Origin of the sequence: Mariniflexile sp. HMF6888 (assembly GCF_044335535.1) — a bacterium.
GTDB lineage: Bacteria > Bacteroidota > Bacteroidia > Flavobacteriales > Flavobacteriaceae > Mariniflexile.
The window spans coordinates 13,459-39,759 of the sequence record NZ_JBIQVZ010000003.1 but is presented as its reverse complement, the minus strand read 5'-3'; the positions used below and the strand labels follow the sequence as shown (position 1 = coordinate 39,759).

Sequence of the window (26,301 nt, the reverse complement as noted above, 5' to 3'; positions counted from 1 at the left end):
TTTCTATTTCCTAAAACCTGCCTGCCGGCAGGCAGGAATGACTAAAATTCGTCCATATTTCGTTTCTTTTTTGATGCTTAGCTCTGCTATGCCTTTCAAGAAGTGCCTCATCTATACAAATTTTATCCCATTTTCGGTTAAAAACAAAAAGTCAAGATGAGTTCATTAATTTGCGCTTTAAAGTTAATAGTTTTACAAGTATTAAACTTTAATGAAAGTGACTTTTTATTGCTATATTCGCAAATAATTTAAAATTAATTAATAAATCTATAATTAATGAAAGTGATGACAGATTTTGGAATAGAAAAAACTCTTAAAATTTTAGGGATAAAAGATATAAATGAAGGCACTTCAACAGGCTCTAACAATTTTTCCAATGGAGATATTTTAGGATCCTATTCGCCTGTTGATGGACAGTTAATAGCAAAAGTAAAAACGACCACAAAAGCCGATTATGACAAGGTCATGGACGCCGCAACCCATGCATTTAAAACGTGGCGATTAATGCCTGCACCACAACGCGGTGACATTGTGCGCCAGTTTGGAGAAAAACTTCGAGAAAAAAAGGAGGCTTTAGGAAAATTAGTGTCTTATGAAATGGGTAAATCCTACCAAGAAGGGTTGGGTGAAGTTCAGGAAATGATTGACATCTGTGATTTTGCAGTAGGTCTATCGCGTCAGCTTCATGGGTTAACCATGCATTCCGAACGCCCTGGTCATCGTATGTATGAACAATACCATCCATTAGGTGCTGTTGGAATTATTTCAGCATTTAACTTTCCTGTAGCAGTTTGGTCTTGGAACACCGCTTTAGCTTGGGTTTGTGGTGATGTATGCGTTTGGAAACCCAGTGAAAAAGTACCGCTTTGTGGTATTGCTTGTCAAAATATAGCTGCTGAAGTTTTTTCAAAAAACAATTTACCAGAAGGTATTTCGTGTTTAATTAATGGCGATTATAAAGTAGGAGAATTTATGACGAAAGATACTCGTATTCCATTAATTTCGGCAACAGGTTCCACCAGAATGGGTAAAATTGTAGCTCAAGAAGTTGCAGGTCGTTTAGGAAAAAGTTTGTTAGAGTTAGGAGGGAACAATGCCATTATTGTAACTCCAGACGCCGACATAAAAATGACCGTGATAGGAGCGGTTTTTGGCGCAGTGGGTACTTGTGGTCAACGTTGCACTTCAACACGAAGATTGATAATCCATGAGTCTATTTACGATAAGGTAAAAACAGCAGTTACCGATGCTTACAAACAACTTCGTATAGGAAATCCGTTGGATGAAAAAAATCATGTGGGCCCTTTAATAGACACCAATGCGGTGAAGATGTATCAAGATGCTTTAACTAAAGTAGTTGAGGAAGGGGGTAAAATTATAGTTGAAGGAGGAGTGCTTTCTGGAAAAGGGTATGAAAGTGGCTGTTACGTAAAACCAGCCATAGCTGAAGCAAAACCAGAATTTAAAATAGTACAGCATGAAACTTTCGCACCTGTCTTGTATTTATTGAAATATTCGGGTAGTGTAGAAAATGCGATTGAAATCCAAAACAATGTAGCACAGGGATTGTCTTCAGCCATTATGACAAACAACTTGCGTGAAGCTGAGCGTTTCTTGTCGGTTACTGGATCTGATTGTGGTATTGCCAATGTGAATATTGGTACTTCGGGTGCCGAAATTGGTGGTGCTTTTGGTGGTGAAAAGGAAACTGGTGGTGGTCGCGAATCTGGTAGTGATGCTTGGAAAGTCTATATGAGACGCCAAACCAACACCATTAATTATACTACTGAGTTGCCTTTAGCCCAAGGTATTAAATTTGATTTATAGCTAGATATGTGTGTGTTTAGCCTTTATCTTTTCAAATGAAGCATTTATAAAATGGCATTCGTACACAAAAGAATGATTATTTAGGGTGCCCCATCTGACTAAATTAAAACAGATGGAACCTTTGTAAATAATTCAAGTATAAAGAGTTGGGTTGTTTTCTGTGTTGGGCCGTTAAAGTAGCTTAGGTAAATCGGTTAATAAAAAAACCTTGCTCCAATGCCGAAATTTTATCGGGAGAAACAAGGTTATATCTCTAAAAAGATTAATAGCAGTGCAAATATATATTTTATATCGTGAGAAAAAAAGCACTAAAGTTAAATTATGGTTAAGCTTCCAATAAATTAGATTAACTGTATTTCACTTTTCTTAGAACCCGCATAGATTCTTTATAAAGATGGTATAATTCTTCACTATGAGCCCTTAAATAGGGTTTTGCCTCATTTAACTTGTCAATAGCTTCGTGAAATAAATTTAGATAACAAATTAAATAGGTTATGGGTAAATTTTTTAAATCTGTTTCTTCACTTTTTGTAAACGGTAGTCCTTTTTTTAGTTTTTCTAAAATAGCATTTGTAGTGTTATAAATATGGTGAAGTACTTTTTTATCATACTGTGGTGGTTCAAATAAAAGTTTGGTTTCAATGGAATAATTGGCATTGTTTTCAAAATTGATAATGGTTTCTTCTAATTGATAGTATTTATTGGAATTTTGAAACCCCAGATTTACATATTCAATGATTTTAAACGAATCGTCATTAATAAAAATGGCAACTTCATCTAAAGCCGAAAAAAACAAACGCACCTGTTCGTTTATCAATTCAATGTCAACTCTAGAAAAGAATATTTCATCTTTAACTACTTTTTTTTGCCCTGCCCAACAAACAACGAAGTATTCCTTAAACACTTTGTATTGAGCGTTGTAGTCTTTGCGTTTTTTTAAAAAATCGAAAACGCCGTTTAAGGTGAGCTCAATATTGTTTTGTGAATTGTTTTCAATGGACTCAACAATTTTAGAGTTAACATCTTTTATTTCGATGTCGAATACTTTGGGCATACTCATGCTTCCATCTCTAAAAAATACCGAACCACCGTAATATTTCCAAATGTTTTTCCGTAGCGATGTTATTTTTCCAGTTGGGCGAATGGTAACCAAACCAACTACTTTATCATCGGGTAAATGCGGAAATGGAATGTTTTCGTACTGTACAATTGGCGGATGGCTTAAATAGGCATTGATGAGGTTTTGAATTTTACTGTCATCAAAAAAGTCGACACCAACAATGTCGTTATCAACATCTTCAACACCAATAACAATGTACGAGTTGTTTTTAGGGTTGCTATTTGAAAGCGCACAAACATGCTTTAAAAACTTAGCCTTTCCTTCTTTAAAACTAATATCAATTTTACGCTTTTTATCGTAAAAGCTGTTTTCATCATTGTGTGACAACAAATTTTTTATAAGTAGACGCTTGTTGATCATTTAGGTATTGTCTATGTTTTATTTTTATTATTTATTCAAGACTAATCAAATTTTGAGCCCTTGCGTTCGGAGCTTTTAAGGTAATTGATAAATTTTGATAATTGATTTATTAGATTTTCAGCATCACTGTTAAGTTTATTGAAAGTGGTTTCATCTATATAATTTCGTCGAAACATCTTAATAAATTGCGACTTGCTTTCGTTACATGACCCGCGGGAATAGCTTAAAAACATTATAAATTCCTTGTTTCCTCCTCTACCGAATCCTTCAGCTACATTATCCATTATTGAACCAGATGAACCATTGATTTGTTCTCTTAATTTATAATCTTTACTTAAAGAAGTATGGCATATTACTTGAATAAATAATAAAAATAAAAAATAAATAATGCTATCCATATTAAAAATAAGTTCAGACAGATTTATTTAATGTAAATGCATTAGCCTGTGCCGTTGGAAAAATTAACATATCGGCAATATTAACATGGGCAGGACGTGATACAACAAAATAAATAATTTCGGCAATATCTTCGGCTTGCAAAGCTTTAAAGCCGTCATAAACTGTATCAGCAATTTTATCGCCTTTAAAACGCACCTGTGAAAATTCGGTTTCAACCAAACCTGGGCTTATGGCACCTACTTTAATTCCAAACGGGTTTAAGTCAATACGCATTCCTTCTGTAATAGCCAAAACAGCATGTTTACTGGCGCAATACACATTTCCCTTTGGATATACTTGCTTACCTGCCGATGAGCCAATATTTATAATATGCCCCGATTGTCGTTTGGTCATTTGTGGTATTATGGCTTTGCTTATATATAAAAGCCCTTTGACGTTTATGTCCATCATGGCATCCCAATCATCAATACTTCCTTCGTTTATGGGGTCTAAACCATGTGCGTTGCCCGCATTATTAATTAAAATGTCTATATGTTTAAAGTTTTCTGGTAGCGATTCAATGGCTTTAAAAGTTTCAGTTTTATCGCGCACATCAAAATTTAGTATATGCACATTTGTTAGTTTACCTAAGGCTTCTTGTATGGTAAACAGGCGTTCCAATCGTCTTCCACATAAAATTAAATTAATGCCATGCTTTGCAAACTCATAAGCTGTTGCATGTCCTATACCACTTGTTGCACCGGTTATTAGAGCTGTTTTGTTCATTTATATTATTTTTGCAATTCATATATAAAAATACTTAAAAGAGGCATAAAAAGGCATAATTGTTTTTCCTATTTGTAGAAACAAAAATCACTGTTGTTTTGAGATATGGGACAGGCCTTACTATACTTAACAAGCAAAATATTTCATGATATTAAATTAGTGCTGGTGCGTTAAAAAAATATTATATTGTTCCTCATTAATATTTTCACTATTTTTCTAATTCATATTTATTAACAAAATCTAGCAATTGAGAGAAAATGTATTTTCCTGAATTCATGATTTTACATTTAAAAATGTAAAATCATAAACTTTCAATTCAAATCAAAAAATCAAAGAACATATATAAAACAATGAAAACCAACGCTTTATAAACAATATTAAAGAGTTAATGCACCAGCACTAAGTATTAAATAAAAAAAAAGATGATCTATTTTACGCTTTGGGTACGTATATAACTTAATGAACCCCAATAAATAAATATATGATAATTATGAAAACATTGAACAAATTAAGCTTATTTTTTCTATCATTTTTAATGATATCCATCATTGGATGTAGTGACACCGAATCGAGCAAAATAAACGCTGGAGCTCCAAAAATAACAGTAAAACTTGTTGATTCTCCAGGCGATTATGACGAAGTAAACGTTAATGTAGTTGGTGTTATGATAAAAATGGATGACAGCAACGATGATAGTGGATGGATTGATTTAGAGATGAATAGTCAAGGAACTATCAATTTATTGGATTTAACTGGTGGAGTCAATGAAGTATTGGTTGACATGAAACCAATTCCTGCCGGAACACTTGAACAAATGCGATTGGTATTAGGTGATGGCAATACCATAGTTATTAGAAATGATGCCGATGAACCAGAAGTCTTTGATTTAAAAACACCCAGTGCTCAGCAATCAGGTTTGAAACTTAAAGTAGGAGCCGTAATCGAAGAAGGATTTACCTATAATTTTGTATTGGATTTTGATGTTGATAAATCAATAGTTATGGCAGGTAATTCAGATAATATTATTTTGAAACCAGTACTTTATGTAAGTGCTGAAGTGAGTTCAGGAAATATAGAAGGAATCGTTGAACCGAGTGATGTGCCTTCAATGGTTTCAGTATTGGTAGACGATATGGGAACTCCAGAAACAGAAGATGATTTTGTTGTTTCTGCCAATACAGACGACACAGGGGCTTTTGTTTTGTGGGGTTTACCTGCAGGAACGTATGATGTCGTTGCAACACCTTTGAATTCTGAATCAGGTTACACCGAAGGGTCAGTATCAGGAATATTGGTCATTAATGGCGAAACAACCACAATAGCAGAACCTATTCAGCTAACTGCTCAAGTAGGTTCTATAAGTGGTGATGTAACAAATGACATTGTAGTAACTGTAACCGTAAAAGATAAAGATAGCGGGGATGTAGTTGCAACAATGGATTCCAATGCCAATGGAGAATTTATTTTGGGAGATATCCCAGTTGGGACATATACCGTAACCATAAGTGCTGCTGGTTTTGTTTCACAAGATTATACTAAAGATGGTTCTACAGATGTCATTGTAACATCTGATACAGAAACCGTTCTTGATGCAATTACGTTAGTTGCAGAATAAAAAAATTAAAAAACGGCTTTATTAATAAATAGCGCGACACCTAGGTGTCGCGCTATTTATTTTAACCAATTATTAACTGAACAGATTTGATAATTTAACCAATATTTAACAGCGTTCAAAGAAAAGTTTTAACAATTTGCACTGCTCAAATAAGCTTAGTATATTCGGGCGTTTAAAAAATATATAAATGATGGAAGAAACAAGTACAATTGATATTAAGACTATTAACGAGAAAATTGAAAGAGAAAGTGCTTTTGTTGATTTACTGATGTTAGAGATGAACAAAGTCATCGTAGGGCAAAAGCATATGGTAGAACGTTTACTTATTGGTTTGCTGGGGCAAGGGCATATATTACTTGAAGGTGTTCCAGGACTTGCAAAAACTTTAGCCATTAATACCTTGGCGCAAGCGGTTGATGGCAGTTTTAGCAGAATACAGTTTACCCCCGATTTATTACCTGCCGATGTCACAGGAACCTTAATTTATAATATGAAGTTGAATGACTTCTCCATCAAAAAAGGGCCTATTTTTGCCAATTTTGTATTGGCAGATGAGATTAACCGGGCGCCTGCAAAAGTGCAATCGGCATTACTTGAAGCCATGCAGGAAAAACAAGTAACTATTGGAGACGAAACGTTTAAATTGGACAAACCATTTTTAGTAATGGCAACTCAAAACCCTGTTGAGCAAGAAGGAACGTATCCATTGCCAGAAGCACAGGTAGACCGTTTTATGCTGAAAACGGTTATTGATTACCCAAAAATTGCTGAAGAGCAATTAATTATGAGAGCGAATATGAAAGGCGCTTGGGAAAAGGTAAACCCTGTGGTTTCAATTGCTCAAATTCTAAAAGCACAACAAGTGGTTCGTGATGTTTACATGGACGAAAAAATTGAAAAATATATACTAGATATTGTTTTCGCAACACGCTACCCAGAAAAATATAAACTAGCCGATTTAAAACCACTTATTTCTTTTGGTGCATCACCTCGTGGAAGTATCAATTTAGCATCTGCTGCCAAATGCTATGCTTTTATAAAACGTCGTGGGTATGTAATCCCTGAAGATGTTCGAGCCGTAGTTTACGATGTGTTAAGACACAGAATAGGCATCACTTACGAAGCCGAAGCCGAAAACGTAACTTCGGTAGACATCATCAATAAAATAGTAAACGAAATAGAAGTACCTTAATCCAGTTAACAGGATTCAGTGGCAGTAATCAGTTTTTTCGTTACTGGATACTGGATATAATTTACTGCTAACTGAGACTGTAAAACTGTTTACTAAAAAAATGGATACTAAAGAATTACTAAAAAAAGTACGTAAAATAGAGATTAAGACACGCCGTTTGTCCGATCATATTTTTGGAGGCGAATACCACTCAACTTTCAAAGGGCGTGGTATGACTTTTAGCGAAGTGCGCCAGTATCAATTTGGTGATGATGTTCGAAATATAGATTGGAACGTTACTGCACGCTACAACGAACCTTATATAAAGGTTTTTGAAGAAGAGCGTGAACTTACCATGATGCTTATGGTAGATGTTTCGGGGTCTGAAATGTTTGGTACCGAAGCACAATTTAAGAGCGAAGTAGTTACGGAAATAGCAGCAACTTTAGCGTTTTCTGCAACCCAGAATAATGATAAAATTGGCTTGATTTTATTTTCAGATAAAGTAGAACTTTACATTCCACCAAAAAAAGGACGCTCGCATGTACTACGTATTATTCGCGAATTGATTGAGTTTGAACCAGAAAGTAAACAAACCAATCTGGCCGAAGCTTTAAAATTCATGCAAAATGTTATGAAGAAAAAAGCTATTGTGTTTGTATTGTCTGATTTCATTGCAGACAATTACCGTCAAACCATGAAAATTGTTTCAGGAAAACATGATGTTACAGGGATTAGGGTTTATGATAAGCGCGAAGAAGACATTCCGAATTTAGGCGTTGTTCAAATGCAAGACGAAGAAACGGGTGAATACATGTTAGTAAATACATCGTCCAAAAAAGTACGTCTCAATTATGGTAAGTTTTATCAAGAAAAAGTAGATTATTACCGTGAAAGTTTTACAAAATCGGGAGCAGGGACTATTGATTGCCGTGTTGATGAAAGCTATGTAAAAAAAATGTTGGGGTATTTTAAAAGAAGAGGATAAATGGAGTTTAGATTTATGATTAACGATTTACGATTTTTGAATAAAATAATGAGGGTCTTAGGTCTTGGGTCTTGGGTCTTGGGTCTTTGGTCTTTTGTCTTCCGTCGTCGGTCTTTCGCCTTCGGTCTTGGGTCTTCCATCTTTTGGTCTTTGGTCTTTTGTCTCTCATCTTTTTTCTCTTTTTCTCAAGTAACGACATCTATCGATTCAACAAAAATTAAAATAGGCTCACAAATCACCTATAAAATTGAAGTTGAAACCAAACCAAATAGCTTGGTGGTTTTCCCCGAAGGACAAACATTTTCACCTTTAGAAATGATTGAGTCCTATGCCATCGATACTATTAAAAATAAGGACAAATACAACCTTATCAAAAAGTATGGTTTAACTCAATTTGATTCTGGTAAATACACCATTCCTAGGCAAAAAATCATTATTGGCGATAAAACTTTTTTTACCGATTCATTAAAAGTTGAGGTTAACAACGTGGTTGTAGACACTACAAAACAAGGGCTCTACGATATAAAGCCCATTATTGGAGTTAGTAAAAAAGGCAGTGATTGGTGGAAATATTTATTGCTGACACTTTTAATAATTGGTGTCATTGGCTTTTTAATGTATTGGTTTATTTGGCGAAAAAAACCATTAACCGAAGCAGAACAAATTGCTTTGTTACCACCTTATGATAGAGCGAAGTTAGCTCTTAAAAAATTGGATGAAAGTCATTATTTAGAAACCGATTCCATAAAAGAATACTACTCAGACCTTACGTTTATTATTAGAAAATATCTTGATGAAAAAGTGTATGACCGAGCCTTGGAAAGTACAACGGATGAGCTGATTAATCGGCTTAATTTACTTAAAGAAGGCAATCAAATAGAGTTGAGTACCGAAGATATTAGAAATTTAGAAAGCATTTTAAAGCGTGCTGATTTGGTGAAATTCGCTAAATCTGCCGTAGACGTTGAGCTTGCCAAAATAGATAGAGATACTATTGATATTGAGATTGACCATGTAAAAGAAGCATTGCCAGAACCAACCGAAGAAGAAAAGCTTTTAGATGAAAAATACCGTGAAGAATTAGAGCGTAAAAAGAAACGTAAGAAAATTATCATTACTGTTGTTATAGGTGTGTTTTTATTAATGGCAACATTTGTTGGCTTTGGTTTAAAGTATGGGTTCAATTATGTAAAAGACACCATTATTGGCCATGATAGCGTGGAACTTTTAGAAGGCGAATGGGTCACCAGTGCGTATGGCGTGCCACCAGTTACCATTTCTACACCAAAAGTATTAACTCGTATCGATTTGTCGGTTCCAGACGAAATGAAAACGCAAGTAACCCAAACAACTTTTATTTATGGAACCTTATTAGATATGTTTAGTGTGATGGTAAATACCACTTCATATAAAAACATGGGTGAAAACAAAATCGATATTGAGAAGGCATCAGAACAAAGTCTTAAAAGTATAGAAGCTCAGGGCGCTCAAGATATTGTGGTATTGAGAGATAAATTTATAACACCTAACGGCGCAGAAGGATTAAAAACCTATGGAACATTAAAAATTAAAAATCCAATAAGCCAAAAAGTACAAGAGGGAAATTATATATTACTACAATTTGCTTCAGAAAATGTGTTACAGCAAATTATTATGACCTATCCAACCAATGATGAGTATGCAGACCAAATGGTAACACGTATTTTAAATTCAGTTGAACTTAAAAAAGCAGAAGAATAATGTTTGAAGGCATCGATTTTTTAAACAAGCAGTGGTTTTGGGCTCTTTTGGTGTTGCCATTAGCTATATTATGGTATGTTTTCAAACATAAAAAGCAAACAGCTGAGCTTAAAATATCAAGTTTAAAAGGGTTTAAACTAACCAGTTCTTGGTTGCCAAAACTAAAACATGGGTTATTTATATTGCGTTTATTGGCAATAGCATTATTAATAACCGCATTAGCAAGACCACAAACCGTTGACGTGTCTTCTAAAACAAAAACAACCAGAGGAATCGATATTGTAATGGCTATTGACGTATCGGCAAGTATGCTGGCAAAGGATTTATCGCCAAACAGATTGGAAGCTTTAAAAAATGTAGCAGCAGAATTTATTAAAGGTAGGCCAAATGATAGAATAGGACTGGTAGAATACGCTGGGGAAAGTTACACAAGAACCCCTGTTACTAGTGATAAGGCAATTGTAGTACGTTCATTAAAAGATATTAAATACAACACAATTATTGAAGGCGGAACGGCTATTGGGATGGGTTTAGCAACAGCGGTAAATAGATTAAAAGACAGCAAAGCCAAGAGTAAGGTTATTATATTATTAACCGATGGCGTAAATAATACTGGTTTTATAGATCCGAAAATAGCTAGCGAATTGGCTGTGGAATATGGCATAAAAACATATACTATTGGTTTAGGTACTAACGGTATGGCATTGTCACCGGTAGCTTTAGATCCAAGAACAGGCGGATTTCAATACGCTCGGATTCCAGTAGAGATAGACGAAGTATTGCTAAAAGAAATAGCAAAAGTTACGGGAGGAAGGTATTTCAGGGCCACCGATAATAGAAAGCTTGAAGAAATATATGGAGAAATAAATAAACTTGAGAAAACAGATGTTGAAGAGTTTAAATATTACAATTATGAAGAAAAATACAGACCATTAGTGCTATTGGCAGGTTTGTTATTACTATTGGAATTTTTATTACGTAATACGCTTTTTAGAAGTTTTGTGTAAATAGACAAAAGAGATAAGAGACAATAGACAATAGAGAAGAGAAAAAAATACTCCATTTAACGAAAACAAAGTCCCCTTTGGGAATTTAGGGGAGGGACAAATAAAAAATAAATGTATCAATTAGACGAAAAAATATGGTTTTGGGTGTTAGGAATTATTCCAGTGATAGTCCTATTCTTTTTGGTGCTTCAATTTTGGAAACACCGTACCCAACGCAAATTTGCCGATAAAGCATTACTAAAAAAATTAAGCCCGAATACATCGTTATTTAAGTCGGTTTTAAAACTAGTTGTATTAAGTTTGGCCTTTGCATGTTTAGCCGTCGCATTGGTAAACCCAAAAATAGGGACAAAGCTAGAAACTATAAAACGCGAAGGGGTTGATATTGTTTTTGCTATTGATGTCTCTAAAAGTATGCTTGCCGAAGATATCGCACCAAATAGATTAGACAAAGCAAAACAATTGGTAACGCAAATCATCAATAATTTGGCAAGCGACCGTGTAGGTATTATTGCTTACGCAGGAAAAGCATTTCCACAATTGCCCATTACAACCGATTATGCTTCGGCAAAAATGTTTCTTCAAGGCATGAATACCGATATGCTATCATCGCAAGGGACAGCTATAAATGAAGCCATTAAATTGGCGACCACCTATTTTGATGATGAAGAACAAACCAATCGGATTCTAATTATTATCTCAGATGGTGAAGACCACAGTGAAGAAGCTACTGCAGTAGCCGAAGAAGCTAACGAAGCAGGCATTAGAATTTTCACCATTGGTGTAGGGGATGTAAAAGGTGGACCTATACCAGAAAAGCGCAACGGGATTGTTTTAAATTATAAAAAAGACAGCCAAGGCGAAACCGTTATTACACGTTTGGATGAAGAAACCCTTAAAAGTATTGCAGCCGAAGCTAATGGCGTCTATTTAAACGGCAAAAACACGAATGATGTCGTTAAAAAAATAGGTGATATTTTAAATGGGATGGATAAAAAGGAGTTTGAAACAAAGGAATATGCCGATTTTAAAGACCAATTTCAATGGTTTTTAGCTTTTGCTGTTCTCTTTTTGCTACTCGATATTGTCTTACTAGATCGTAAAACAGCGTGGTTAAAAAAGTTGAATTTATTTAACGAAAACCTTTAGGTATTGGCGATTGAAGTTAGAATGTTAATCGTAAATCTAACATCTATAAAACATTTATAAAACCTTTAACTAGAAGCCGTTGTTTGGTTTTATATATTTATAAGTCGATTAATAAACAGTAAAATGAAGCATATACTATTAATTTTAATAACATTAACAACTACTTTTTCTTTTTCGCAAGACAAGGAAAAGGAAGCATTATTAGCGGCTAAAAAAGCTAATAATTATGTGTATGAAGGAAATAATTTAATTAGTGAAAACGATTTTGTTTCGGCAGAAAAGGAATATAGAAAAGCCATTTCAGAACAAGGAACAACCGTCGCAGGCATCTATAATTTAGGAAACTCTTATATTAAAAAAGGCAACTATGAAGAAGCCTTGTATCGACTAGACCAAGCCGCTAAAATTGCTACTTCAAAACCTGAGAAACACAAAGCTTACCACAATATAGGTAATGTGCTCATGCAAAACAAAAAATGTAAAGAAGCCGTTGAAGCTTATAAAAATGCCTTGAGAAACGACCCGACCGATGAGGAAACACGTTATAATTTGGGTTTAGCTAAAATATGTGCTGAACAACAAAAGGACAAAGAAGACGATAAGAAAGACGATAAAGACAAGGATAAAAAGGACGACAAAAAGGATCAGGACAAAAAAGAGGGCGACGATAAGAAAGACCAAGATCAAAAAGACCAAGGCGATCAAGATCAAAAAGAAGGCGACGATAAGAAAGATGAAAACGGAAAGCCTAAAGAAGAAAAAGATGATAAAGGAAAAGCTGGCGATAATGAAAAACAAGAGCCGCCAAAACCCCGTCCAGGTCAAATGTCTCCGCAACAGGTTAAGAGTTTGTTAGAAGCCATGAATAACCAAGAACAAAAAGTTCAAGAAAAAATCAATGCCGAAAAACAAAAAGGCACTAAAATAAAAACAGAAAAAGATTGGTAAAACGATAAGTTTGCAGTCACAGTCGCGGTTAACAGTTTCCTACAAGGTTTTAAAAACCTTGTAGGTTTAAAAAAATGCAAAACGTCAATTCAATACTGAATGCAAGCGAAGTATTTCAATTATTAAACATGAAATTATTAAAACAAATATCCATACTATTAATACTCTTAGTTACAAGCATAACCTATGCCCAAGTTAAGTTTGAAGCCAAGGTTAGCAAACAAAAGCTTGGGGTTAATGAGCGTTTGCGTATCGATTTTGAAATGAATCAAGATGGCGATAATTTTAATCCACCAGATTTTTCTAATTTCAATGTGGTTGGAGGTCCCAACCAATCGGTTAGCAATTCGTGGATTAATGGAGTTAGGAGTTTTAAAAAAACCTATAGCTATTTCTTAGCACCCAAAGGCCGAGGTCATTTTACCATTGCTCAGGCAACTATTAATATTGGTGGTGAAACCTACAAAACAGTACCTATTACCATTGAAGTAACCGCAGCAGTAGAAATACCTAAAGACCCTAATGATCCAAATTATATAGCTTCGGAGAATATTCATTTGGTAGCAGAAATTTCAAAAACCAATCCCTATTTAAATGAAGCCATTACAGTAGTATATAAACTTTACGTATCCCCAACTATTGCTGTTGATAATTGGAACGAAATTGATAGTCCACGTTATAACGATTTTTGGAGTCAGAATATAGATACGCAAGGACAAAAAGTACAAAACGGCACTTTCAAAGGAGAAGATTATCGCTTTTTGGTTTTAAGGAAAACCGTATTGTATCCCCAAAAAACTGGCAAACTTAATATAGAACCTTTAAGTTTAGATATTGCTTTACGCGTACCGACTAACAGACGCGATATTTTTGGAAGTCTTTTAATGACGCGTACCAACAAAGTGGTCTCTGCAGGAAATAGTACCATTACCGTTAAACCCTTGCCGGAAGAAGGCAAGCCTTTAGATTTTTCTGGAGCCGTTGGTGATTTTAGTTTTGAGGTGTCCCCTTCAAAAACAAGTCTAGAGGCTTCCGAATCCTTGCAATTAAAAGTGGCTGTTAAAGGAAACGGGAATTTAAAGCTTTTTAAACTGCCTAAAGTGTCGTTGCCAAGTTCTTTAGAAGTTTACGAACCCGAACATAAAGAAGAGGTTAATACCAGCCTATCCGGTATGCAAGGATCTATTTCCGATAATTATACCATTGTTCCTCAGTATAAAGGAAAATATCCCATACCAAGTATTTCTTTTTCATACTTCGATTTAAAAACAGAAAGTTATAAGCGTTTAACCTCCGATGAAATTGTTTTAGACGTTTTAAGTGGTCCTTTAAACACTGCCAATTCTAATAGCACATCTGTTGCAAATAACGGAAAACAACCCGTTTTACTTAATAAAGATCAGTTTGCATTTATTAAAACAAGCACCAATTTTGTAAGTATAAATAATACAGCCTTTTTTAAAACAACGGCCTTTTGGAGTCTGTTATTACTGCCTTTTTTAGCAATTCCGTTAGCCATTGTAATTAGAAATAAAAAGGCAACAAGAGATGCTGATGTTTATGGAAATAAAATTAGAAAAGCCGATAAACTAGCTAGAAAATACTTGAGTAATGCCAAAAAATCGCTTGGAAAAAAAGAAGCATTTTATATTGCTTTAGAGAAAGCGCTGCATAATTATTTAAAGGCGAAATTACATATTGAAACCTATGAATTAAGTAAAGACCGAATTAATACTTTGCTTGCAGAAAAGCAAGTAGAAGCTACTGTGGTAAAAGACTTTATTAGCATTTTAGAAAGTTGCGAGTTGGCACGTTACACACCAATAGATATTGTAACCATGCAAGAAGATTATGAAAAAGCAGCAACAACCATTTCGTTAATTGATAAACAGGCACGCTAAAAATGAAGAAGTTATTATACATCCTGTCGTTTTTGTTCAGCTTTGGTTTATTTGCCCAAAACGACGCCCTTTTTGAGCAAGCAAACACATTATATAATGAAGGAAAATATGGTGAAGCTATAGATAAGTATAAAACCATTTTAGATACTAAAAACCATTCGGTAGAGCTGTATTTTAATTTGGGGAATGCCCATTACAAGTTAAACAACATTGCACCAAGTATTTATTATTATGAAAAAGCTTTACAGTTAGCACCTAACGATGAAGACATAAAAAACAATTTGGCCTTTGCACAAAATATGACCATTGATGCCATTGATGTGGTTCCTGAAGCGGGATTATCAAAAATTTTAAATAATGCTGCTAATACCATGACTTTTGACGTTTGGGCAAAAGTATCAATTGGTTTTGTGTTTTGTTTTGTTATTTTATTTTTAGTCTACTATTTCGCATATTCGTCGTTAAGAAAACGATTGGCTTTTTTGGGCAGTTTAGCATCCTTAACAATAGTGTGCATTACGTTATTATTTGCATTTCATAAATTCAATTTAGATAAAAAAAATAAACCTGCCATTGTATTTGCTAAGGAGATTTTAGTGAAAACTGCTCCAAACAATAGAAGCGAAGAATCCTTTAGGTTGCACGAAGGCACCAAAGTACAGATTTTAGATACTGTTGATGACTGGAAAAAAATTAGACTTCAAGATGGTAAAACCGGCTGGGTTTCTTCAGAAGACATAAAAGCACTTTAATTTGATTATCTTTAGCAAACAATTATTTCCATATGAACTTAGATAGAGTCTTTCAGAATAATAAACAATGGATAAAAGATAAGCTGGCCTCCGATGCGAATTATTTTGATAGTTTAGGAGAAGGACAAAATCCCGAACTTTTATTTATTGGCTGTTCCGATAGTCGTGTTACTGCTGAAGAATTAATGGGCTTGGGTCCTGGTGATGTTTTTGTGCACCGTAACATCGCTAATATGGTCATTAGTATAGATTTAAACGTTATGTCTGTTGTAAATTATGCCGTAGAACATCTTAAAGTAAATCATGTAGTAGTATGTGGTCATTATGGTTGTGGTGGTGTTAAAGCGGCCATGCAATCGGCCGATTTAGGTATTTTAAATCCGTGGTTACGTAATATACGTGATGTATATCGTATCCATAAAAATGAATTAAAACACATTACTGACGAGGAAAAAAAGTATGAGAGGCTTATAGAACTTAATGTACAAGAGCAATGTGTTAACCTTATTAAAACCGCTGCAGTACAAAAAGCAGCCAGAGAACGTGGATTAAAAGTGCATGGTTGGGTATTCGATGTACATACAGGTGAGCTGATAGATTTAAAAATAGATTTTGATGAGATTCTTGAAAGCATACGGGAGATTTATCATTTAGATTAGATAACACAAGCGACCCACAAGCTATCGTCTGGGCACATCTCTGAAGAATATCTAGTCCAGCATAATTGCAGAGAATTTTTAAAGCCCAATTCAAAAGACCGTGATATATGTTTTCTTTTAGAAAGAATATTGCCTTTCTGGTCTCTCAATCTAGTAATAGCTCATATAGCGTTTCAAATAAAACGATTAATATGAGTTTTTAATTTTTCGTTTGCCTCCAATTGTTGTATTTGGATCTGTTTCTTCTTTCTTGTTTTGTAGTTTTTTTTCATAATTATAAGATTAAAAAACAGTCTTAAAATCAATATTTTAATATTTATAATGGGTTGGCTTGATTAGAAAGACCTTATGTTACTTTAATACGCTTCCAATTTTTTATGCACTTTGTCAATTTCTTTATCAATGTAAGCTTGAGCGTAATGTACATAGCGGTTAAATGAATTGCTGGCATAACTATGTCCGCTAATTTTGCGAACTAAATGTTCAGGCATTCCCAATATAAGCAACGTAGTAATGGCAGTTCTACGCATCATATGCGAACTCATTTTATCGCAAAAGCGGAGTTGTTTTATATGTGAATTCTTGTTTACAATTTTAGTTTTACCTTGTTTCTCACGAGTCATTTCAATGGGGTTTGTATAGCCTGCTTTTTCGCCTATTTGCTTTAGGGTTCTATTAAAGATAAATAGGGTAACGGGCTTAAAGACATATTCCTTGGCTGATTTCGTTTTATACTTTTCATAAATGTCTATCGCATATTGTGGCAGCTTAATAAAACTATAAGTTTTGGTTTTTTGCGACTTTATTTTTAAATACCAGTCATTATTATCCTTTTCAAAATTTTTATTGGTCAGTTTAAAAATATCAGAAAAACGTAGCGCTGTTGTGCAACCAAAAACAAATACATCTTTAATACGCTTTAAAGCTGGGGTTAGGCTACTTTCAAAATCTTTATCGTGTATTAAAAACTTAAGTTGTTCGGGTGACAATACCAAAATATCAATATCTTCTTTACGAACGTAGAAAAGCCTTTGGAAATCTCCAGTAGGGAAGTCTTTATCATACCTTAAGTAATTAAGGAAGACCCTAATGATTTTTATGTTATGCCCAACGTAGTTATCATATAACCCATTCTTATAGCAATACTCCGTAAAATTTTTATAAAATTTTTTCCAATAGTTTTTTTCAGAAAGTAGTTCCCTTTTATTTAGTTTGGAAGCGTCACAAATACGCAATTCAAAATCAGTATGTAGACTAAATTTTTGTAACAGCTTTAGTGAAGATTTGTAATTATCAATGGAGCCTTTTTTTATTTTTTCACCGTTCTTTTTTAGTCGTTTTCCTGTTTCGCTTTCGCGGATAAATTGTTTGAATAAGGGGAGGAGTGCGGTGGTTTTTTTCATGAAGTATGGCTTGTAATACAAAATACACAAGCTGCAAATCTAATGGAAATTTTTGAAATGGAATTTTAGGTTTTGAAATAGGGGAATGAGTTTGTTTCGGTATGTATGTTTATAGCAAATCTTAGAATTGCTAAGTAATGGACGAGCAGGTTATTGCTTCGAAGTTGCAAACCCCTGCTATGCGAAGGTGTGCTGTGAATGAGTCGTAGTTGCGAACACGACTCAATGCTGTATAAAAGATGGAAGTCGGCCTTCCGCAATCGTTGTGCAAGCGAGGGTTGCAAACCACCTCTCGGAGCTGGAACAGTAATGGACCGGTGCTGAACGGAAAGAGGAAAAGGCTAGCAGGACTGGTCAGGTAGGAATAAGAGAGACGAACGCAAGTGAACCTCCGATGAAGTTGTGGGATAGCTGAACAATTTGTCAAAAGCCCTTTTTCTTCGTGATGGGTGATAATTATAGCGGGAACTTGCTTACTGGCTATAAGGCAAACGCAATAAAGGAGGCGTGACTCTTATTCAGGCTTTTATACGGAACTCAGGAAGTCCTTATTGGATGCAAAGGGAACGGCGCAAGCGAGCAATACTCGCAAGGCTTATAGTACCAAAGCCAATTAAGGATGGCGGATGGTGTTGTAGTAGTGACGAAGCTTTTGTAATGGAAGTGGAGCGAAGAACACCAATCATACGGTTGTTGGTAGATTGACAACTTAACTATTTTAAGGATGACCAATTTATTTACGACAGAATCAAAACAAATTCCGATAACCAAAAAGATGGTCAGGGAAGCGTACCGCAAAGTAAATTCGAACAAGGGAAGTGCAGGAGTTGACAGGGAAAGCTTGGAAAAGTTCCAAGAAAACCTGCTCGGCAACCTGTACAAAATCTGGAACAGGATGAGCTCTGGCAGTTACTTTCCCCAGCCCGTCAGGGAGGTTGTCATCCCCAAAGCAGGCGGATACGAACGAAAGTTGGGCATTCCAACAATAAGCGACCGCATTGCCCAAGAAGTGGTCAAGACCTATCTTGAACCCCGAGTGGAAGCTATTTTTAGCAAAAACTCATATGGTTATAGACCCAATAAGGGCGCACACCACGCCCTTGAACAGGTACGAAGCAATGTAAGGCACTATTCTTGGGTGGTGGATATGGACATCAAAGCCTTTTTCGACGAGGTGAACCACGAACTGTTGCTCAAAGCAGTAGATAAGCACGTATCGGAAAAATGGGTGCGAATGTACATCGTGAGATGGTTGGAATGTCCGATCCAAACCTCAAAAGGGGAACTGATCCAAAAGAAAGGAGAGGGAACTCCTCAAGGGGGCGTTATCAGTCCGTTATTGTCCAACCTATTTCTGCATTATGTTTTGGACAAATGGCTCGAAAAGGAATATCCACAAATATCATTTGTGCGTTATGCCGATGATGTAATTGTACATTGCCATAGTGAAAGTCAGAGTCTGGAAGTTTTAAATGCGATTAAGAACAGATTGGGACAGTGTAAACTGCGATTAAGCGAAGCCAAGACAAAAATAGTGTACTGTCAGGATTACCGAAGACCAAAAATCAAGGGCTGTCCCAAGAAATTTGACTTTTTGGGATACACGTTCAAACCCCGCCCCAAAGCCTCCAAAACAGGCAGGGGAATGTTCTTGGGGTTTGATTGCGAGATAAGCCAGAAATCCCAAGCACGGATTGTTCAAAAGTGGAAAGACCTAAAGTTTCATAGGCAAAGCGACATAACAATACAGGATGTTGCTGAAAAACTCCGCTTGCAAACAATAGGGATTTTGCGATATTATGGTTATTTCAATGTGGCATCCCTACGAAAATTGTTCAGGTATTTGCAAAATCGATTAGCGAAATGGGTAAGGAACAAGTATAAATCGATGGGAAGAAGCTATGCAAAAGCACATCGTTGGTTGGCAGAAATAAAAATCAGCTATCCCACGTTGTTTTATCATTGGCAATTCTTTAAATCGATGTGATTTGTATGATAAGAGCCGTATGAAGCGAGAGTTTCACGTACGGTTCTGTGAGAGGCTTGAGTTGAAATACTTTTGCCTACTTGACTTTAAAACTTAGCATTATATTATTACATAAAACTAAAAACTGTACTTAATTTTATTTAAATATAGCTTGTCTTTATTATTGCTTCGAAGTCACAGACTTCGAAGAGCGGGGCGCTAGCGGGGGGAACAGCGGGGTTTATTTATTTCTAATATAATTCAAATATTCTTCTTGAATCATTCCGAAATTAACAAATTTATCTAAACTTATATCATAATACTAAAGCTGTACTTAATTTTGTTTAAATATAGCTTGTTTTTATTTACTACTTTATTATTGCTTCGAAGTCGCAGACTTCGCAGAGCGGGTACGGTAAATACTTCCATATGCATGATAAAAGAAATTGCCGATAATCTCAACATACAGCTTTCAGAATTATTTTCTTCATTCGAGCAAAATTAACCATTTGTATCTTACTTAAATTACCGCATAAAAAAAACGAGCATAAAATTTATGCCCGTTTTAATATTGTCGTTGTTAACACTTATTGTTTTTGCTCACTCTTACCGCCACTAACTGCAAGTTAGCGGTAGCGCACACTAGGGAACAGCGGGGTATATTACCAGTTTTTAATGTCTTTTGGTATTTTAATAGGATAGTTCCAACCATATTCGTCTATCATGTCCTTACGTACTGCCATACTTACTATTGAAAAGTACTCTTCACTATCTTGTTCAGCTTTTTTAAGTTCGCTTTTGAATATATCTAGGAAAAAAGAATTTGAAAAATCACTACTAGAAATAAAAAACTCACACACATTTTTATTGCAATTCATGTAATCTCGTTTTTCATCTTCATCTAAAAAATTTAGACTTTTATCACTTAAAGTAATGTTATTTGTGTCTTTAAAAACCGTACACATGGATTCAATCTCTTTTCTAAAAGCCTTAAAATTATCTATTTTTATACCCCACAAAAATTTTATAAAATTTTTATAATCTTCATTTTTATCACCTATTAATTCTATACAATGTTGTTTAAATGCTTCCATAATTGATGGATATGTAAAACCAATATGCATATTTCCATATTTAATTCCTATTATCATAACTTGTCTAATCAGATTTTTGTTGTTCAAAGAATTCAACGGTAATTTCTACGCCTTTTTCTAATTTATTGTTAATTCTATCTATTATTTCATTTTGCAGTTCTTTACTAACATTTTGCCCTGTGATATCAATATACACCGATTGTGACGTTCCGCTAGGTAAATTATAATATCTATAGTTAGCTTGGTCGGCAACAGTCCCAATTAAGTTAGAGATTTTGCCTCTTGTTGTTAAAGCATAGTTTTTTATTTCAATAGCCATATTTAAAGCAAAGTTGAAAAAATCTGGCCTTGCACTACTTTCTGTACCCTGCTATGCGAAGTTTAAAACCAAGGCTGTAAGGAACTTTTATTCATGAATAATAAGAGCTTATTTTATTGGGATCTCCACCACAATGAATCACAATATTTTCAATCATCTCATTCTGTAATGAGTTGCAGAATGAGATTTTTGGAATCTTATACCCCTTTAATTGATTTAGCTTAATATAAGTCAGCAATAATATGGACGCAATCAGGATAATGTATACCATCACCTGGATCCCGTTCCACTGCCTTGAAAAATAGTGCTTGAAGTTTAGTTCCTGTTTGATGAACCTAAAGAACTTTTCAATTTCCCAACGGTTCCTGTATATCTCGGCTATCTGCTTGGCCGTAAACCCCTCTTCCGGCAAATTGCTAAGGAACAGTATGCGTTCCCCGTCGGCTTTGAGCGTGCCCTCCAAAAGCCTAAATACAACATCTTTCATTTTCTTGCCGTTCCTATAAAGGTGTACCAGGCTGTGCCTGTCAAGTTTGATATTATCGTTCTCGTAATTCAGTTCTGTTTGATGGCTTCCTTCCACTACACCATATCTTGATGCTTTATATATGCGTGTCACAAAGTATTTGCCCCCGTCCGAGAGCTTTTTCATTGTCAAACGGTCCTGCATTCTCCTGTCAAATACTGCGATATCCTTTTTGTTGGGGACATGCTCTTGGAGAATATCGCTTAACGCCGGAATATCACTGATCATTTTCTGGTCCCTGTGGAACTTTACCTTAAAAGGCAGTCCATCAAAGCCAATAGTGAACTTTATACTGTGCTTTCCCTGTTCCCCTTTTTTGTTCCTCTGACCATTTTGCATTCCAAAACCCAACAGTAACGCTGAAAGACTCGTTATTGTTGAATCGTACAGGCACAATTTGTTCTGGTCCTTTTTATTGAGCTTCTCCCGAAAGGTATCAACGGTATAGTAGTACAGACTTTCGAAATAGTCCACATTTATTTTTCCTATTCGCTCGCAGATACTACTATGGCTAACCTTTTTACCTTTAGGGATATGAGCATGTTTGCAGAAAAAATGGCTCTCGTAGAAACTCTCAAATACCCTTGAACTCGCCCTGTTCTCATTCAATATGCCAAAAATACAGAGTTTGAAAAGCTCTTTGCCCTGTAGCTTTTTGGCGTTCCAATCAACTAATGTTTCACGGGCAAAAAAGTCAAGCTTCTCATTTGGGATATAATTGAGCACCTCATGAACCGTTACCTTTTTTTTCATCGGTCTATATATTTGTGTAGTTAATATATAGGAATGTAAATCTAGTATATTTTTCAATTACTTTTAAAGTTCCTTACAGCCTTGGTTACAAACTTCGTGCAGCGGGGTTATACTTCCCAGTTATTTAAAAGCGTTTCTACACGCTCTTTAAAGTAATTTCCCCAATTTTCAGGTTTAGTCCCAATAACACCCAATTCATGCTTTCTATATTTCTCATTGTAATCTCCCAATATATAGCCCAACTCTTTTAATTCCTTGTCTAGTTCTAAATATCCTTCGTGATAATAGTATTCTATGGATTGAAATGCAGCTATTTGAGTCATCGCTTCTGCTGTTTGGTTAGATATTTCATTGTTCTTCATTATTTCAAACAAAATAACATCTAAATGAAGTAAAACTACTAAATCGATCGCTTCTGATTTTTCGCTTATCTTATCTTTCAAAAGGTTCCTTACTTTATTTAAACATTCTACTATTTGCCCCATTTATTCTCTGTTTTTTTCTTTCACATTATTCTGTATTTCACTTGATATGTATTGAGTTTGACCAGTTCCCTTAATTTTAGTTTTTAAAACTGTAGTAGGTGCTGTAATTTCATATTCTATTAACACTTTATTTCCAGAGGTTAATCCAACTCCTACTGGTCCAGAATCTGCGCCATAAGCATCTGTATAAAAATGTTGCTCAGGAGCATTTTCTTCACCTGGTGTAACAAATCGCCAAACCCTAGTTCCTGGTTGTAAAGTTTCTACACTTACCGATTTTTTGAAGTCAATAGTTCTAAGCATAAAGTCTTTTGAAGCACCTGTCTTACCGATATTGCTAATTATAAACATATTCGCAATATCTCGCTTTCTCTCAGAGCCTATCGCACCACTTCTTTTAGTTACTTCATTTATATATTGTTGATCTGATAACCTAGCATTTCCAGAAAAAAGCCTTTTTCTTACTTCTTGCAAATAATGATCTGATAAAGTCGAAGGATCTGTTGTAAATATTTCAATACTTCCATCACTTCCTACAACTGTAAACCCATCCTGCATTAAGGATTGCATTGCTTCTTTCCTTTTAACAATGGTATTATCATTTGTCCATCCACATCTTGTTATAGGTCGGTTATCTACATATGCTTGATATTGCCTATAATCAATTTGCTGAAGTATATTTGGTGATATCTCTGGTAATTCTCTAGTTCTTGTAATTAGTCTAATAATACCTACCCCTACTGACGGCTTAGGTTTTGGTTTATGATTATCTAAAATCTTTTGGGCTTGCTCAAGCGTTTTTTGCATTCCTGTTCTTAACTCTTCTTTAGTCAATCCAGAGTGCTCAATAAAAGCATATATTACATCGTTTGGCTGTAAACCCTCTAAATCTATAGCATCAATAACCCTATTGCCACTAAAAGCATATGGAGAATAAAATGGATAAGTATGAACCATAGGGTCCACCGCAAAAAACCTCCCCACCCTAGGGTCATGCATTCTATACTTATAGTTAACAGAACTCCCCGGAGTCCCCTTAACCTCATCATCCATCTCCTGTCCCTGAAAGCCGTATCTATACTCATTAACCTCGACCGCATCATGTCTATTGGGCAAAAGCATTCCGAAGGGATAGTAATCATTTTGCTGTTAACATCAGTGTTTATAAGAACGTATCGACTTTTAAAAAAGGAAAAAATTACCAAAAACATGCATTTTTGCACTTCTTTTCTTGTCTGATTTCATTAAAAAATGGTTTATAAAAGTATCAAAATTTATTCTAAATTAATTGATGGTTTTTTAATTTTTAATAAAAAAATTCTTGAAACAAACTCTCCTCGAGGCAGAACCATAGAGAATACTTCGACTTAGGCTCAGTACAGTTTCACCTGTTTCATTTTGACCTCAGGGTCAAAAACTGAAATTTTGTATTTTACCTTACCCAGAACTACCCGAAAAGGCAGTTCTGACCTCTCTTCCAAAGAGGTGAATTGGACACCCCAAGACAAGAGCCTACAGGGAATTATATAGATTTAAAAGCTGATTGAAAATACTATTATTTAAATAAAGGAAATACCATTGTTTAACAAAGGAAAAACCTTACCCCTTATTGTACATATCTATTTATATTTGTTTTTTTATCATAAAAGTTTTGACAAATTATATAATAATTGAAACCCAAGATTCTGTAATTAATAAAATTACATCCATATTGGATGAGTTTCCAGAATTCAACTGTATTGGCTACTCAAATAGTTATGAGGACTCTATGGATATTGCTCTGCGAGAAATGCCAGATTTAATTTTTATAAATATAGATTCTAATAAAAACAACCCCTTTGGATTGGTTAATGAATTGAATCAATATATAAAAAGCGATACCGAATTTATTGCGATTTCCTCGTCAAAAGAAAAGACTTATGAAGCAATAAAAATGGGTTTTTTTGATTATTTGCTAATTCCAACTACTGATTTGGAAATTAGAAAAGCAGTTATAAAATTTAAAAAAAAACACCCAGCTAAAATAAGCAAAACAATTTGCTTAAAATCCTATAAAGATTACCAATATTTAAATTTAGATGAAATTTTATTTCTAAGAGCAGATAATAACACAACTGATTTTCATATGATTGATGGAATTGTGATAAATGCCTTTAAAACTCTTAAAACATTTGAATCTATTTTGCCAGAAAATTTTTTAAGGGTACACAAAAGCTATATAATTAATTCCAGTTATGTTTCTAGAGTTAATTATGGAAGCTCAAAATGCACTATTAAAAGGAGCAATCATAGTGTGCCTTTTACAAAAACCTATAAAAGCAATATTGAACTTATGGTTAATTTATTGTCTCCTTCAACTTCCTCCATTAAACTAAATTAGTTTTCCTCTTAAAAAGTGGTGTTTTACTCCTGAAGGGTTACCTTTTACTATTTATTGAGATATAAAGACTACTAATTGCCTTTTCTTTGATACTTTTCTTCCTTTAAATAAGATATTGTATAGAAACTTGCTTATTTAACAAAGTTACAGTTGTATATATAATATTAGATAGCTTAGGTTAAATGTATATTTAAATTTATTTAGAAAACGTAATGTTTTGTCTCTCATCTAAATAAGAAAATAGAATTTTTAAAAAGCAACATATGCGAAGTTTCAATTCTAATTAACTATGGATAAGAACAAAACAATTAAAGTACTACTAGTTGAAGATGAACCTTTAACTATTGATGCATACAAACTTGCATTAAATAGAACAGCTTCATTGTATGAAAATTTAAAATTCCACATTGATTCTGCAAACAATTGTGATAAAGCCTTATTAAAACTTAAGAGGACAGAAACTAATGATTGTTTTGACATTGTTTTTTTAGATATGAGAATACCTCCATCAAAAGATGGCAATATTTTAAGTGGTGAAGATTTGGGAATCAAAATAAGGAATACTTATGAAAATATTAAGATTATCGTATCGACTTCTTACAATGATGCCTTTAGGATATCGAGTATTTTGAAAAGCGTTAATCCAGATGGTTTTTTAGTTAAAGGTGATTTGTCATCAACTTTATTAGTTGAGTCTATTAAAGCGGTTATTTCATCAGCCACTTATTACAGTCAAACAGTTTTACAAATATTAAGAAAACAAGCTACCAATGATTTTGTTGTAGATAGTATAGACAGAAAGATGCTACATGAATTGTCTAATGGAACAAAAATGAATGAATTGCCTCAAGTCCTCCCTCTTTCAATCGCTGCTTTAGAGCGTAGAAAACGATTGTTAAGAGATATTTTCAATGTTGTAGGAAAAGGAGACAGAGACTTGCTAATAGCGGCGCGGGAAAGAGGTTTTATCTAAA

At 34.6% G+C, this 26,301-nt stretch carries 22 protein-coding genes and 1 pseudogene; 14 read left to right on the top strand and 9 right to left on the bottom strand.

The features are described 5' to 3' along the window. The first annotated feature begins 276 nt into the window (after positions 1–276). On the top strand, positions 277–1,827 hold the full coding sequence (locus tag ACGLWY_RS08775; protein WP_396619306.1) for an aldehyde dehydrogenase family protein: 1,551 nt from the start codon (positions 277–279) through the stop codon (positions 1,825–1,827). A gap of 346 nt (positions 1,828–2,173) precedes the next feature. On the opposite strand, the gene ACGLWY_RS08770 is transcribed toward ACGLWY_RS08775, so the two are convergent. From ACGLWY_RS08770 to ACGLWY_RS08760, 3 genes are read right to left on the bottom strand one after another with little or no spacing between them, the layout of a single operon-like run. Next, a complete protein-coding gene (locus ACGLWY_RS08770; RefSeq protein WP_396619305.1) occupies positions 2,174–3,307 on the bottom strand; it encodes an ATP-binding protein in 1,134 nt (377 codons plus the stop codon). A gap of 41 nt (positions 3,308–3,348) precedes the next feature. Beyond that, on the bottom strand, positions 3,349–3,705 hold the full coding sequence (locus ACGLWY_RS08765; RefSeq protein ID WP_396619304.1) for a four helix bundle protein: 357 nt from the start codon (positions 3,703–3,705) through the stop codon (positions 3,349–3,351). Positions 3,706–3,718: 13 nt separating this feature from the next. After that, positions 3,719–4,471, bottom strand: a complete 753-nt coding sequence (locus tag ACGLWY_RS08760; protein ID WP_396619303.1) for an SDR family NAD(P)-dependent oxidoreductase — start codon at positions 4,469–4,471, stop codon at positions 3,719–3,721. A gap of 490 nt (positions 4,472–4,961) precedes the next feature. Between ACGLWY_RS08760 and ACGLWY_RS08755 the strand changes: the two genes are divergently transcribed. The 10 genes from ACGLWY_RS08755 (at position 4,962) to ACGLWY_RS08710 (ending at position 16,401) form a co-directional block, all read left to right on the top strand. Then, the gene (locus ACGLWY_RS08755) at positions 4,962–6,086 is read left to right on the top strand and encodes a DUF4382 domain-containing protein (RefSeq protein ID WP_396619302.1); all 1,125 of its coding nucleotides are present in this window, start codon (positions 4,962–4,964) and stop codon (positions 6,084–6,086) included. A gap of 190 nt (positions 6,087–6,276) precedes the next feature. Next, on the top strand, positions 6,277–7,278 hold the full coding sequence (locus ACGLWY_RS08750) for an AAA family ATPase (protein WP_396619692.1): 1,002 nt from the start codon (positions 6,277–6,279) through the stop codon (positions 7,276–7,278). 100 nt (positions 7,279–7,378) lie between these two features. Then, positions 7,379–8,245: a DUF58 domain-containing protein gene (locus ACGLWY_RS08745; protein ID WP_396619301.1), complete on the top strand. Its 867-nt coding sequence runs from the start codon at positions 7,379–7,381 to the stop codon at positions 8,243–8,245. Between the two features lie 48 nt (positions 8,246–8,293). After that, positions 8,294–9,985, top strand: a complete 1,692-nt coding sequence (locus ACGLWY_RS08740) for a BatD family protein (RefSeq protein ID WP_396619691.1) — start codon at positions 8,294–8,296, stop codon at positions 9,983–9,985. Continuing rightward, on the top strand, positions 9,985–10,992 hold the full coding sequence (locus ACGLWY_RS08735; RefSeq protein ID WP_396619300.1) for a VWA domain-containing protein: 1,008 nt from the start codon (positions 9,985–9,987) through the stop codon (positions 10,990–10,992). The genes ACGLWY_RS08740 and ACGLWY_RS08735 overlap by 1 nt, the downstream gene beginning before the upstream one ends. Before the next feature lie 111 nt (positions 10,993–11,103). Then, positions 11,104–12,141 (top strand): VWA domain-containing protein, encoded by a 1,038-nt coding sequence (locus tag ACGLWY_RS08730; RefSeq protein WP_396619299.1) that lies wholly within the window; start codon positions 11,104–11,106, stop codon positions 12,139–12,141. Between the two features lie 123 nt (positions 12,142–12,264). Beyond that, entirely contained in the window at positions 12,265–13,089 is an 825-nt protein-coding gene (locus ACGLWY_RS08725; protein ID WP_396619298.1) for a tetratricopeptide repeat protein, read from the top strand. A 128-nt stretch (positions 13,090–13,217) separates the two neighbouring features. Further along, positions 13,218–14,990, top strand: coding sequence for a BatD family protein (locus tag ACGLWY_RS08720; RefSeq protein ID WP_396619297.1), 1,773 nt, complete (start codon positions 13,218–13,220; stop codon positions 14,988–14,990). Positions 14,991–14,992: 2 nt separating this feature from the next. Then, on the top strand, positions 14,993–15,742 hold the full coding sequence (locus tag ACGLWY_RS08715; protein ID WP_396619296.1) for a tetratricopeptide repeat protein: 750 nt from the start codon (positions 14,993–14,995) through the stop codon (positions 15,740–15,742). Positions 15,743–15,774: 32 nt separating this feature from the next. Further along, positions 15,775–16,401, top strand: a complete 627-nt coding sequence (locus ACGLWY_RS08710) for a carbonic anhydrase (protein WP_396619295.1) — start codon at positions 15,775–15,777, stop codon at positions 16,399–16,401. A 356-nt stretch (positions 16,402–16,757) separates the two neighbouring features. Here the strand turns inward: ACGLWY_RS08710 and ACGLWY_RS08705 are convergent, their stop codons facing one another. Then, positions 16,758–17,804, bottom strand: coding sequence for a tyrosine-type recombinase/integrase (locus tag ACGLWY_RS08705; RefSeq protein ID WP_396619294.1), 1,047 nt, complete (start codon positions 17,802–17,804; stop codon positions 16,758–16,760). 724 nt (positions 17,805–18,528) lie between these two features. On the opposite strand from ACGLWY_RS08705, the gene ltrA reads away from it, so the two are divergent. After that, positions 18,529–19,791, top strand: coding sequence for a group II intron reverse transcriptase/maturase (gene ltrA / locus ACGLWY_RS08700; RefSeq protein ID WP_396619293.1), 1,263 nt, complete (start codon positions 18,529–18,531; stop codon positions 19,789–19,791). A gap of 641 nt (positions 19,792–20,432) precedes the next feature. On the opposite strand, the gene ACGLWY_RS08695 is transcribed toward ltrA, so the two are convergent. From ACGLWY_RS08695 to ACGLWY_RS08675, 5 genes and pseudogenes are all read right to left on the bottom strand, one after another. Further along, complete coding sequence (locus ACGLWY_RS08695; RefSeq protein WP_396619292.1) at positions 20,433–20,921, bottom strand: hypothetical protein; 489 nt, start codon at positions 20,919–20,921, stop codon at positions 20,433–20,435. A gap of 7 nt (positions 20,922–20,928) precedes the next feature. Next, positions 20,929–21,183: a hypothetical protein gene (locus tag ACGLWY_RS08690; RefSeq protein WP_396619291.1), complete on the bottom strand. Its 255-nt coding sequence runs from the start codon at positions 21,181–21,183 to the stop codon at positions 20,929–20,931. 91 nt (positions 21,184–21,274) lie between these two features. Beyond that, the gene (locus tag ACGLWY_RS08685) at positions 21,275–22,462 is read right to left on the bottom strand and encodes an IS4 family transposase (RefSeq protein ID WP_396619290.1); all 1,188 of its coding nucleotides are present in this window, start codon (positions 22,460–22,462) and stop codon (positions 21,275–21,277) included. A 107-nt stretch (positions 22,463–22,569) separates the two neighbouring features. Next, the gene (locus tag ACGLWY_RS08680) at positions 22,570–22,947 is read right to left on the bottom strand and encodes a hypothetical protein (protein WP_396619289.1); all 378 of its coding nucleotides are present in this window, start codon (positions 22,945–22,947) and stop codon (positions 22,570–22,572) included. Next, positions 22,948–24,072 (bottom strand): annotated as a pseudogene (locus tag ACGLWY_RS08675) (RHS repeat-associated core domain-containing protein); the annotation flags it as partial. A 526-nt stretch (positions 24,073–24,598) separates the two neighbouring features. On the opposite strand from ACGLWY_RS08675, the gene ACGLWY_RS08670 reads away from it, so the two are divergent. Continuing rightward, on the top strand, positions 24,599–25,327 hold the full coding sequence (locus ACGLWY_RS08670; protein WP_396619288.1) for a LytR/AlgR family response regulator transcription factor: 729 nt from the start codon (positions 24,599–24,601) through the stop codon (positions 25,325–25,327). Between the two features lie 289 nt (positions 25,328–25,616). Next, a complete protein-coding gene (locus ACGLWY_RS08665) occupies positions 25,617–26,300 on the top strand; it encodes a response regulator (protein ID WP_396619287.1) in 684 nt (227 codons plus the stop codon). Position 26,301: the final 1 nt, after the last annotated feature.